The organism is Streptomyces sp. NPDC046261 (assembly GCF_040646235.1).
Lineage (GTDB): Bacteria > Actinomycetota > Actinomycetes > Streptomycetales > Streptomycetaceae > Streptomyces.
This window is the reverse complement of sequence record NZ_JBEYZU010000026.1, coordinates 58,458-69,533: the sequence shown is the minus strand read 5'-3', so window position 1 is coordinate 69,533 and position 11,076 is coordinate 58,458. Positions and strand designations below refer to the sequence as shown.

At 74.6% G+C, this 11,076-nt stretch carries 10 protein-coding genes; 3 read left to right on the top strand and 7 right to left on the bottom strand.

Annotated features, from left to right (window positions below):
- Positions 1–309 precede the first annotated feature (309 nt).
- Genes ABZ956_RS28595 through ABZ956_RS28585 form a run of 3 tightly spaced genes read right to left on the bottom strand, consistent with a single transcriptional unit; the run spans position 310 to position 3,331 of the window.
- Positions 310–786: a copper chaperone PCu(A)C gene (locus tag ABZ956_RS28595; RefSeq protein WP_361899713.1), complete on the bottom strand. Its 477-nt coding sequence runs from the start codon at positions 784–786 to the stop codon at positions 310–312.
- Complete coding sequence (locus ABZ956_RS28590) at positions 783–3,107, bottom strand: cation-translocating P-type ATPase (protein WP_361899711.1); 2,325 nt, start codon at positions 3,105–3,107, stop codon at positions 783–785. Before ABZ956_RS28590 ends, ABZ956_RS28595 begins: the two co-directional genes overlap by 4 nt.
- Positions 3,107–3,331 (bottom strand): hypothetical protein, encoded by a 225-nt coding sequence (locus tag ABZ956_RS28585; RefSeq protein ID WP_361899708.1) that lies wholly within the window; start codon positions 3,329–3,331, stop codon positions 3,107–3,109. The genes ABZ956_RS28590 and ABZ956_RS28585 overlap by 1 nt, the downstream gene beginning before the upstream one ends.
- Before the next feature lie 228 nt (positions 3,332–3,559).
- Here ABZ956_RS28585 and ABZ956_RS28580 point away from each other — a divergent pair, with 228 nt between their 5' ends.
- Positions 3,560–4,921: a cytochrome P450 gene (locus tag ABZ956_RS28580; RefSeq protein WP_361899705.1), complete on the top strand. Its 1,362-nt coding sequence runs from the start codon at positions 3,560–3,562 to the stop codon at positions 4,919–4,921.
- Positions 4,918–5,883, top strand: a complete 966-nt coding sequence (locus ABZ956_RS28575; protein WP_361899702.1) for an isocyanide synthase family protein — start codon at positions 4,918–4,920, stop codon at positions 5,881–5,883. The genes ABZ956_RS28580 and ABZ956_RS28575 overlap by 4 nt, the downstream gene beginning before the upstream one ends.
- A gap of 63 nt (positions 5,884–5,946) precedes the next feature.
- Here ABZ956_RS28575 and ABZ956_RS28570 read toward each other — a convergent pair whose 3' ends face one another.
- Genes ABZ956_RS28570 through ABZ956_RS28560 form a run of 3 tightly spaced genes read right to left on the bottom strand, consistent with a single transcriptional unit; the run spans position 5,947 to position 8,894 of the window.
- Positions 5,947–6,744: an ABC transporter ATP-binding protein gene (locus ABZ956_RS28570; RefSeq protein ID WP_361899699.1), complete on the bottom strand. Its 798-nt coding sequence runs from the start codon at positions 6,742–6,744 to the stop codon at positions 5,947–5,949.
- Positions 6,741–7,826, bottom strand: a complete 1,086-nt coding sequence (locus ABZ956_RS28565; RefSeq protein ID WP_361899696.1) for an iron ABC transporter permease — start codon at positions 7,824–7,826, stop codon at positions 6,741–6,743. Before ABZ956_RS28565 ends, ABZ956_RS28570 begins: the two co-directional genes overlap by 4 nt.
- The gene (locus ABZ956_RS28560) at positions 7,827–8,894 is read right to left on the bottom strand and encodes an ABC transporter substrate-binding protein (protein ID WP_361899693.1); all 1,068 of its coding nucleotides are present in this window, start codon (positions 8,892–8,894) and stop codon (positions 7,827–7,829) included.
- A gap of 212 nt (positions 8,895–9,106) precedes the next feature.
- Between ABZ956_RS28560 and ABZ956_RS28555 the strand changes: the two genes are divergently transcribed.
- On the top strand, positions 9,107–9,847 hold the full coding sequence (locus ABZ956_RS28555; RefSeq protein ID WP_361899690.1) for a PIG-L deacetylase family protein: 741 nt from the start codon (positions 9,107–9,109) through the stop codon (positions 9,845–9,847).
- A gap of 12 nt (positions 9,848–9,859) precedes the next feature.
- Here ABZ956_RS28555 and ABZ956_RS28550 read toward each other — a convergent pair whose 3' ends face one another.
- Positions 9,860–11,026, bottom strand: a complete 1,167-nt coding sequence (locus tag ABZ956_RS28550; RefSeq protein WP_361899688.1) for a PP2C family protein-serine/threonine phosphatase — start codon at positions 11,024–11,026, stop codon at positions 9,860–9,862.
- Positions 11,027–11,076: the final 50 nt, after the last annotated feature.

The following is an 11,076-nucleotide window of genomic DNA, read 5'->3' as shown; positions in this document are numbered from 1 at the left end:
GGCTGCGCCCGCCGGCCCCCGGTTCTCAAGCGCCGGGCGGGCTGGTTGTGGCCGGGGTGGGTGGGTTTCGGGGGCTGCGCCCGCCGGCCCCCGGTTCTCAAGCGCCGGGCGGGCTGGTTGTGGCCGGGGTGGGTGGGTTTCGGGGGCTGCGCCCGCCGGCCCCCGGTCCTCAAACGCCGGACAGGCTGGATGTGGCCGGGGTGGGCTGGATCTGGCGCTGGACCGGCTGGATTTGGCGCCGGACCGGCTGGAGCTGGCGCCGCGTGGGCCGGATCTGGCGCCCATGGGCCGGAATCCTCAGTTACTGGGTCAGTTTCCTGGTCTGACCACCTTCGCCTCCGCCCTCACCGTGCCGCTTTCGCGGAAGCGGAGGACCACCTGGACGGTGTCGCCCACGCGGACCTGGGGTGGGCGGTAGACCATGATGTCCAGGGTGTGGGGGGTCATCTTCAGCGTGCTGCGGGCGGGGACCGTCGCCGTCGGGACCATGCGCATCGAGCCCGCGCCGTTCTTGACGACCGTGCGGCTCAGCATGGCGCCGCCCGCGGAGGGCACGTCGACGGCGATGAGTTCGTCGTCGGCGTCGCCGGTGTTGCGGAGGCTGAACATCGCCGCCGTGTCGTCGATGCCGAACGGCAGCAGGATGCGGCCGTCCTCGACCGTCACCGACGCGGGGCGGCCCGCCGCGCCGGAGGCCGTCCAGGCGGTCAGGCCGCCCAGGGCCACCGCGCAGGCCAGTACCGGGACGAGGGCCGCCCGGCCGGTGCGGAGCAGGGAGTCCTTCATCGGTTGCCACCTCGTGCGGGCCGGGTTCCGGTGGGGCGGGGCTGCCAGCCGCGCAGGCGCAGGCTGTTGCCGACCACCAGCAGGGAGCTGGCGGACATCGCCGCGGCCGCGACCATCGGGCTCAGCAGCCCGACCGCGGCGAGCGGCACGGTGATGAGGTTGTAGCCGAAGGCCCAGGCCAGGTTGGAGCGGACCGTCACCGAGGTGCGGCGGGCCAGGCGTACCGCGTCGGCCAGGGCGCTCATGTCCTCGCGTACGAGGGTCACGTCCGCCGCGCCGATGGCCGCGTCCGTGCCGCTGCCCATGGCGATGCCCAGGTCGGCGCCCGCGAGGGCGGCGGTGTCGTTGACGCCGTCGCCGATGACGGCGACGCGGTGGCCGCGGGCGCGCAGCGTCCGGACGAGCTCCGCCTTGTCCTCGGGCGTGGCCCGTGCGTGCACCTCGGTGATGCCGAGTTCGCCGGCCACGGCGTGCGCCGCGGCCTCGCTGTCGCCGGTGGCCAGTACGGGCCGCAGGCCCAGCCGCTTGAGGTGGTCGACGGCGCGGTAGCTGCCGGCCCGTACGGTGTCGCCGAGCGCGACGACCGCCTCGGCGGTGCCGTCCACCCGGACCAGGACGGCCGTGTGACCGTGCCGCCCGGCCCGCCGGACCGCGTCGGGGAGCGCCTTGTCCTTGCCGCGGGAGGCGGGGGAGAGGTCCGTCGTCTCCGCGCGGACCACCTCCACCAGGTGGCCCTCCACCTTCGCCCGTACGCCTACGCCCGCCGTGGCGGCGAAGTCCTCCGCCGCGGGCGGCGGGCCGTCCACCGTCTCCAGGGCGTACGCGTGGATCGCCCGGCCCACCGGGTGCTCCGAGCCGGCCTCCGCCGCCGCGGCCAGCCGCAGGGCCGCCTCGCGGCCGGGGCCGCCGGTGCGGGCCGTCACCTCGGTCACGGTCATGGAACCGGTCGTCAGCGTGCCGGTCTTGTCCAGCACCACCGTGTCGACCCGGCGCAGGCCCTCCAGCGCCTGCGGGCCGCTGACCAGGATGCCCAGGCCCGCGCCCCGGCCCGTGGCGGCCAGCAGGGCCGTGGGGGTGGCCAGGCCCAGGGCGCACGGGCAGGCGACCACGAGCACCGCGACCGCCGCCGTGATCGCCGCCTGCGGGGAGGCGCCCGCGCCCAGCCAGAAGCCGAGGACGGTGACGGCGACCGTCAGGACCGCCGGGACGAAGACGCCCGCGACAGCGTCGGCGACGCGCTGCACGCGTGCCTTGCCCGCCTGCGCGTCCTCCACCAGACGGGCGATGCGGGCCAGTTGCGTGTCGGCGCCGACCGCTTCGGCCCGTACCTCCAGCACGCCGCCGGAGTTGACCGCGCCGCCGACCACGGCCGAGCCGGGACCGGCCTCGACCGGCGCGCTCTCGCCCGTCACCAGCGACAGGTCGAGCGCCGAGCCGCCCGAGACGACCACGCCGTCGGTGGCCACGCGCTCGCCGGGCCGGACGATGAAGTGGTCGCCGACGCGCAGGCGCCCGATGGGGACCGTGCGTTCGGCGCCGTCCGCGGTCCGTACGACCACGTCCTTCGCCGCGAGCGAGGCGAGCGCCCGCAGCGCGGAGCCCGTGCCGCGTCGTGCCCGCGCCTCCAGCAGCCGGCCGGTCAGTACGAACAGCGGGACGCCGACCACCGCCTCCAGGTACACGTCCGCCGTGTCGCCCATGGCCCGCGGTACGAGCGTGAACGGCATCGTCATCCCCGGCTCGCCGGCGCCGCCGAGGAACAGCGCGTACGCCGACCAGAGGTAGGAGGCCAGCACGCCGAGGGAGACGAGCGTGTCCATGGTCGCGTCCGAGTGCCGCAGCCCGCGCAGCGCCCGCTCGTGGAAGGGCCACGAGCCCCACACCGCGACGGGCGTGGCCAGGACGAAGCACAGCCACTGCCAGTTGCGGAACTGCAGGGCCGGCGCCATGGACAGCACCAGGACCGGTACCGACAGGACGGCGGTGATCAGCAGCCGGTTCAGGGCCGTGGCCTCCGGCTTGCCGGCGTCGGCCGCGGGCGCGGTCTCGTCGGGCGCCGGCGGCTCGGGCAGCGAGGCCGTGAAGCCCGCGCCCTCGATCACCGCGACCACCTCGGCGACGGCCACCGTCGCGGGGTGGCTGACGCGCGCCCGGCCGGTGGCCAGATTGACGCTCGCGCTGACCCCCTCCAGCCGGCCGACCTTCTTCTCGATACGCGCCACGCACGCCGCGCAGGTCATCCCGCCGACGATCAGCTCGGTCTCGACGGTGGGGCCGGCCGCCGGACCCGGGCCCGTACTCGTACGTGTCGTCGTGGTCATCAGTGGCCCATCCCGTGCATGCCGCCGCCCATGCCTCCGCCGGAGCCGCCCGCCGGCTCGCCGCCGGAGACCTCGCCACCGCCGGTGCGGTGCATTCCGGGTGCCACCGGGCCGGCCGCCGACCCGGCCGCGTAGGCGACGCCGAAGACGGCGGCCAGCAGCAGGACGAAACCGGTGAGGGCGGCGTACGGGCGGAGTGGGGGGCGTGCTCGACGTGCGGTCATCGCCGCATCGTGACACGGTCCGAGCCGCCCGGAGCCGCGCCTGCCGCTTCCTCGGCGCGTGAGGATTATCCCTTTCGCACCCGGGAACCAGACCGCCCGCGCAGCCGACTACCCCTAGATCGCGGGACCTCCTCGAAGGGCCGTACGAACCCGTGCGAACGGCCGGGAACCCGCCGGGCGCGCCATCCGACTTCTCAGGGGTCCACGACTTCCCGAGGAGAGCCCACCGTGTCGCTGCCCGACCCCGTACCCCTCTACGGCCCCGCGTACAAGCGCGATCCCTATCCGCTGTACGCGCGGATGCGTGAGGCCGGGCCGATCCACCGGGTGCTCTTCCCCAGCGGGGTCACCGCCTGGCTGGTCACCGGCCACGCCGCCGCCCAGCAGACCCTCGCCGACCCCCGGCTCGGCAAGAACCACGCGCGCGGCAACGACCGCTGGCGCGCACGTGCCTCGATCATGCCCGAGCCGCAGCACTCCCAGCTCCAGGTCCACCTGCTGCACCAGGACCCGCCGAAGCACACCGCCATGCGCCGGCTCGTCACCGACGCCTTCGCCCCGCGCCGCGTGGAGGAGCTGCGGCCGCGGTTCCGGGAGATGGCCGAGGCACTCGTTGACGAGGTGGCCGAGATGCACGAGATGGGCGGGATGACGGACGCGCCCGCCCGTACAACGGCGCACACCGGGATCAGCGGGACGGCGGAGGCGCCCGTGGACGCGGCCGCCATACCGACCGGAACCGGCACCGTCGACCTCGTCCGCTGCTTCGCCGCCCGCTTCCCCTTCCAGGTCCTCGCCGAAGTCATCGGCCTGCCCGCACACCTGGCCGTCCGTTTCCGGCGCGAGTGGGGCAAGGTCGTGGCGCCCGTGGGCCCCACCGACCCCGGCCGGCCCGCGTACGAGGCGCTGCTGCGCGCACTGCAGGGCTACATCGCCGAGGTCGTCGCCGACCGCCGCGAGCACCCCGGCGACGGGCTCCTCAGCCGCCTGGTCACCGCCCGCGACGCGGGCGAACTGACGCAGGAGGAGCTCGACTCCATGATCTTCCAGCTGCTCGTCGCCGGCCAGGAACCCGTCACCAACCAGATCACCACCGCCCTGGTGGCCCTGCTGCGCCGCCCCGACGCGCTGGCCCGGCTGCGGGACGAACCCGCGCTCATGCCCGCGGCCGTCGAGGAACTCCTGCGCCTCGACAGCGCCTTCGAGCTGACCACCTGGCGCTTCCTCGCCGAGGACGCCGAGCTGCACGGCACCCGCGTGCCCGCCGGCGACTCCGTGATCGTCTCCCTCTGCGCCGCCAACCGGGACCCCGAGCGCTTCCCCGACCCCGACACGCTCGACCTCGACCGGGCCCAGGGCCCGCACCTGGCCTTCGGGCACGGCATCCACTTCTGCCCCGGCGCGGCCCTCGCCCGCATCGAACTCCAGGTCGCCCTCACCACCCTCATCACCCGGCTGCCGGGCCTGCGCCTGGCCGTCCCCGACGAGGAGCTCCCCTGGATCCCGGCCGTCCTCGGCCGCGGCACGGCCGAGCTGCCCGTCGCCTTCGACCGGCCCGTGTGCCCGTACTCCCGTGGAACGACCGCATGACGACCCGCAGCGACACCCTCACCGCGCCCGCCACCCGCACCCCCCGCGCCGCGGACGCCGGGGACATCGCGTCCCGCGTCCTGGGGCTCCTGCTGCCCTACCACCGCACCACCGAGCCCGGACCGCCCGACCCCGGCGCGCACCCGCGCCAGCTGCGGCAGATACGGCGGTTCACCGACGCCGGCCTGCCGGTGCTCTTCACCCTCCCCGGCTTCCCCTGCAAGTCCCCCAACCCCGCCAAGGTCCTCGGCCACCTCCCCGACGAGGGCGAACGGCTCTCGCTCGGCTTCCTCGACCGGCTGTGCGCGCGCGTCGGCGAGATATACGCGCCGGGCGCCCGCATGCTCATCTGCTCCGACGGCCACATCTTCGGCGACCTCATCGGCGTCCCCGACGCGCACATCGACGCCTACGGCGACGGCCTGCGCGCCCTGATCCGCGACGAGGGCCTGCGCCACCTCGAGACCTTCGACATGCGCCACGTGCACGGCGACGCGGACTACGACACCAAGCGGGCCCTGGTCACCGAGGCATACGCCCCCTCGCCCGACGCGCTGCGCGCCCTCGTCCGCGGCGACGAGGAGACCGCCCGGCTCTACCGCGGCATCACGCGCTTCCTCGTCGAGGACACCGCGGGCTTCACCGGCACCCGCTCCGCCCTGCAGCGCGAGTGCCGCCGCCGGGCGTACGGCGTCATCGCCCGCAGCCGAGCCTGGGGCGACCTCATCGCCCACTGCCACCCCCACTCCGTACGGCTGTCGATCCACCCGCAGCGACCCGGCGCCGCCAAGTTCGGCATCCGGCTGCTGGAGTCCGCCGACGCGTGGGCCACGCCCTGGCACACGGCCGTTCTGCGCGACGCCGGGGGAGCGGCACGGCTGGTGCGCCGCGCGGACGCCGAGAAGCTGGGGCGCCTGGTCCTGCGCGACGGGCGGCCCAGCCACTTCGAAGCACCGCGCTGACCCGCACGAAAAGCCGGACGGGCCGACGCGTCAGCGTCAGGCCCGTCCGGCACTCGCCCAGGGTCAGCCGACCGGGACCACCGCGGCCTCCGCCGGCGCCCGGTGGTCGAAAGCGATCAGCGGGTCGCCGGTCAGCGGATGCTCCACCACCGCCGCCCGCACCCCGAACACCTCGGCCAGCAGCTTCGGCGTCAGCACCTCGCGCGGCGCCCCCGACGCCACCACCGCCCCCTCGTGCAGCACGTGCAGCCGGTCGCACACGGACGCGGCCGCGTTCAGGTCGTGCAGCGCCAGCAGCGTCGTACGGCGCTGGGCCCGCAGCAGGCCCAGCAACTCCACCTGGTGGCGCACGTCCAGATGATTGGTCGGCTCGTCCAGCACCAGCACCTTCGGGTCCTGGGCCAGCGCCCGGGCGAGCAGCACCCGCTGGCGCTCGCCGCCGGACAGCGCCGAGAACCGGCGCCGCGCCGCGCCCGCCATGCCCACCTGGGCCAGGGCCTCGGTCACCGCGTCCCGGTCGGCCGCGTCCTCGCCCGCGAACGCCCGCTTGTAGGGCGTACGGCCCATGGCGACGACCTCACGCACCGACAGCTCGAAGTCGGTGCCCCGCTCCTGCGGCAGCGCCGCGATCTGGCGCGCGGACTGAAGGGGCGTCAGCTGCCGGAGGTCGGTGCCGCCGACGAGCACCCGGCCGGCCCGCGGCGCCAGATGCCGGTAGACGGTTCGCAACACGGTGGACTTGCCGCTTCCGTTGGGACCCACGAGCGCGGCGATCTCGCCGTCGTCCGCGAGCAGGTCGACCCCGGAGACCACCGTCCGCCCGGACAGCGCCACCTCCAGGCCCTCGATGGCGATCCTCACAGCCGCTCCATCCGTCGGTCCAGCAGGTACAGCAGCGTCGGCGCGCCGATCAGCGCGGTCACCACGCCCACCGGCAACTCCTGGTCGGGCAGCACGGTACGGGCCAGCAGGTCGACCACGACCAGCAGCAGGGCCCCGAACAGTCCGGCCACCGGCAGCAGCCGGCGGTGGTCACCGCCCACCAGCATCCGGCAGGCGTGCGGCACCATCAGCCCCACGAAGCCGATCGCCCCCGACACCGACACCAGCACACCGGTCAGCAGGCTCGTCACCACGAACAGCTCGCGCCGCAGCCGGGTCACGTCCACGCCCAGGCTCGCGGCGGTCTCGTCGCCCATCAGCATCGCGTTGAGCCCCCGGGCCCGGGCCAGCAGCGCCGCCGTGGCGAGCACCACCGCGGCCGTGGGCAGCGCGAGGGTGGCCCACTGGGCCCCGCCCAGGGAGCCCATCAGCCAGAACAGCGCGCCGTGCGTCTGCTGCTCGTCCCCCGCCTGCAGCACCAGGTAGTGGGTGAAGCCCGACAGGAACTGCCCGATGCCCACCCCCGCCAGCACCAGGCGCAGCGGCCGGAAACCGCCCCCGCGCCGGGCGAAGGTCCACACCAGCGCGAAGGAGGCGAGCGCCCCGGCGAACGCCGCCGAGGACAGCCCCAGCCCCAGCGCCCCGCCCGCGCTCGCCCCCAGCACGATCGCCGAGACCGCGCCGAGCGATGCCCCGCTGGAGATGCCCAGCAGGTAGGGGTCGGCCAGTGGGTTGCGCACCAGGGCCTGGACGGCCGTGCCGACCAGGCCCAGACCCGCCCCCACCACGGCCGCCAGCAGCGCGCGCGGCACCCGCAGCTGCCACACGATCAGGTCCTGGGTGCCGGGCACCGGCCCCTGCCCGCCGATGCCGCGCACCACCGCCGACCACACATCCCCCGGCGGCACCGAGGTCGAGCCCAGACAGACGGAGGCGATCAACGCCACGAGCAGGCCGGCGGCCAGCGCGGCGCAGGCCCAGCCGGCGCCCACCGTGCGGGAGGTCCCCTCCTGATCCTCCCGCTCTTCGCGCGCCTTGCCGGCGCCGGCGAGCGTCGTCATCTACTTGACCCGGTCCGGGTGCAGGGCGTGCGCGATCTCACGCACCGTGTCGGCGCTGCGGACCCCGCCGATCGTGGTGCGCTCGGAGCCGATGCGCAGGAAGCGGCCCTTCTTGACGGCCTCGAGCTCGGCGGTGGCGGGGAAGGACTTCAAGAACGCGGCGGCCTCGTCGAAGGCCGCCTCGTTCGCCTCCTGGCTGCCGCGGTTGCGGACGGCCAGCTGGATGAAGTCCGGGTTCTTGGCCACGACGTCCTCCCAGCCCACGGGCTTGAAGTCGCCGTCGCAGCCCGCGAAGACGTTCCGTCCGCCCGCCATAGTGATCACGGCGTTGGCGACCTGGCGGTTGCAGACCGCCATCGGCTGCTTGGTGCCGGCGTCGAAGTCGAACAGGAAGTACGTCGGCCGCTTGTCCTCGGGCAGGTCCTTGAGCGCGTCGCGCACTTCGCCCGTCTTCTTGCGCATGCCCTCGACGAGCTCGGTGGCGCGCTTCGAGGTGCCGGTGACCTTGCCGAGCTCCTCGATGTCGGCCTCGACGCCCGACAGGTCCGTGCGGGCCGACTTGTTCATCGCCGCGCAGGCCGTCGACTTCAGGAAGACGTGCTTGATGCCCGCAGCCTCGAACTCCTTGGGCGTGGGCGCGTCCCCCATCTTGCCCATGTTCTTCATGGAGGAGAACGAGTCGACGTACAGCTGGGCGCCCGAGCCCAGCAGCTTCTCCTTCGGGATCACCGTCTTGCCCAGCACCGGCACCTTCGCCGCCTGCTCGGCGTACTGCGCCGGCAGGACGCCCTTGCCGGGCGGGAAGCCCGTACCGACGACCTTGTCGCCCGCGCCCAGCCACATCAGCAGCTCCAGGCCCGCCGCGTTGCTGGTGACGATCCGCTGCGGCGCCGCGTCGAACGTCGTCTTCGCCCCCATGCAGTCGCTGACGCTCACCGGGAACCCGGCCCGGGCGCCGGCGGCCGCGCCCGCGCCGTCCGCCTTCTCCGCCTTACCGCCACCGCCGCCGCAAGCCGTCGCCGACAGGGCCACAGCGGCCAGCACACCGCACCACGCACGAGGGCGCATCAGTAACTCTCCAGAAGCTCGACGTTCCCGGGCCCGTCCCTACGGGCCCGGATCAGATAGTCGGACCGCGGGCCCGCCCAGTTCCCGCGTGTCGCGAAGAAGAGGAAATAGCGGCCCCGCCACCGCGCATACGCTGCCCCGGGGCGCACCGACCGTGGAAGACCGCCGGACGCGAAGGACGTGAAGGACGTGAAGGACGTGAAGAAGAGGCCATGACCGACCAGCTCGCCGAGATGCCCACCGACTGGCGGCGCGCCCTCGCCGTCGTCGCCCACCCCGACGACCTCGAGTACGGCGCCTCCGCGGCCGTCGCCGCCTGGACGGACGACGGCCGCGAGTGCGCCTACCTGCTGGCCACGTTCGGGGAGGCCGGCATCGACACCGTCACCCCCGCCGAGGCCGCGCCCCTGCGCGAGAGCGAGCAGCGGGCCAGTGCCGCCGCCGTGGGGGTCAAGAACGTGGAGTTCCTCGGCCACACCGACGGCACCCTCGAGTACGGCATCGACCTGCGCCGCGAGTTCGCCGCCGCCATCCGCCGCCACCGCCCCGAGCTGGTGCTGACCCTCAACCACCACGACACCTGGACCCCGGGCGCCGGCGGCTTGTGGAACACCCCCGACCACCGGGCCGTGGGCCGGGCCGTCCTGGACGCCGTCGCCGACGCCGGCAACCGCTGGATCTTCCCCGAGCTCGTCGAGGACGGTCTGATGCCCTGGAACGGTGTGCGGTACGTGGCCGTCGCCGGCTCCCCGCGGCCCACCCACGCCGTGGACGGGCGCGCCGGCCTCGAGCGTGCCGTGGAGTCCCTGCTCTGTCATCGCACGTACATCGAGGCGCTCACGGACGAGGAGCCCCAGGCGTACTGCCGCAGGTTCCTCGAGGGCCAGATGACGGCCGTCGCCGGCCGCTTCGGCGGACGGCCCGGAGTGGCCTTCGAGCTGTTCACCCGCTGAGGGGACCGCACGTCAGCCACCCCCGTGCGGCCCGTCGGGGGAGGGCTCCGGCGCGCGCTCCATCACCAGGACCGCCACGTCGTCCTGCAGCCGGCCGCCGGTGTGCGCGTCGAGGTCGGCGCGCAGCCGCCCCAGCAGCTCGGGGGTCGGCAGGCCGGCCCAGTCGTTGAGCCGCTCGGCGAGCGGATAGAAGCCGCCGTCCGGGCCGCGCGCCTCGGTGACCCCGTCGGTGCAGGCCAGCACCCGGCAGTCCGCCGGCAGCGCGATCCGCCGGGGCGAGCGCGCCTGCGGCACCAGATTGCCGAGCCCCAGCGGCAGGCCCGGGTCCTGCTCCAGCTCGTGGACCTCGCCGTCCGAGCCGATCAGGAACGGGGCCACGTGCCCGCAGTCGAGGAAGACCACCCGCACGCTGCCCCGGGGATCGGGCGGCGCCGCCGGGTCCTCCTCGGTGCCGAAGACCAGCGCGGTGACGAACTCCTCCGCCGCCTGGGCACCACCGCTCGCCTGGTACTCCACCGACCGGTGGTAGCGGTACAGCCCCTGCTCCATCGCCACCACCCCGCTCTCCAGGTCCTGCCGGTGGTACGCGGCCTCCCGGAACGCCGTCAGCACCGCCGCCCCCGCGCCGAGCGTGCCGAGCCCCTTGCCCCGTACGTCACCGATCAGCACCCGCGTCCCGAACGGGGTGTCGACGACCTCGTAGATGTCGCCGCCGATCAGCGACTCCCGCTGCGAGGACACATAGAAGCCGTCCACGACGACGCGGCGGGTGCGCAGCGGCAGCGGCCGCAGCAGCGCCCGCTGGGCGGCCTCGCCCGTGGCGCGTACACGCTCCAGCAGGGCCACCTCGTCGTGCCGCAGCCGGGCCACGGCGATGCTCGCGCCGGCCATGAGGGCGTTGCCCAGCACCGAGCCGACGCGGTTGACGGCCGGCATCCCCGCGGGCAGCACCCCGTGGTGCGCCACCATCAGGCCGAAGTCCAGGACACCGACGAACACCGTCTGGCGGTAGGTGCACAGGGCCGCCGCGGTCATGGGGGCCAGCGCGGCGTACATGTCCAGGCGGAGGTCGGCGGGCGTCACCAGATCGATGATCACCATGGCCGTGAGGTAGGTCAGGGTCATGGCGAAGGGCACACCGCCCGGCTGCGACCGCGACATCGACAGGGTGCGCGACACCGTGGCAGGACCTCCGAGCCGGGAACGCGGGCATACCGGGGCGTCCGGAA

Excerpts from the sequence above, each read along its gene's own strand:
- ABZ956_RS28595 (WP_361899713.1), bottom strand. The coding sequence starts at position 786 with ATGAAGGACTCCCTGCTCCGCACCGGCCGGGCGGCCCTCGTCCCGGTA.
- ABZ956_RS28590 (WP_361899711.1), bottom strand. The coding sequence starts at position 3,107 with ATGACCACGACGACACGTACGAGTACGGGCCCGGGTCCGGCGGCCGGC.
- ABZ956_RS28585 (WP_361899708.1), bottom strand. The coding sequence starts at position 3,331 with ATGACCGCACGTCGAGCACGCCCCCCACTCCGCCCGTACGCCGCCCTC.
- ABZ956_RS28575 (WP_361899702.1), top strand. The coding sequence starts at position 4,918 with ATGACGACCCGCAGCGACACCCTCACCGCGCCCGCCACCCGCACCCCC.
- ABZ956_RS28565 (WP_361899696.1), bottom strand. The coding sequence starts at position 7,826 with ATGACGACGCTCGCCGGCGCCGGCAAGGCGCGCGAAGAGCGGGAGGAT.
- ABZ956_RS28560 (WP_361899693.1), bottom strand. The coding sequence starts at position 8,894 with ATGCGCCCTCGTGCGTGGTGCGGTGTGCTGGCCGCTGTGGCCCTGTCG.
- ABZ956_RS28555 (WP_361899690.1), top strand. The coding sequence starts at position 9,107 with ATGACCGACCAGCTCGCCGAGATGCCCACCGACTGGCGGCGCGCCCTC.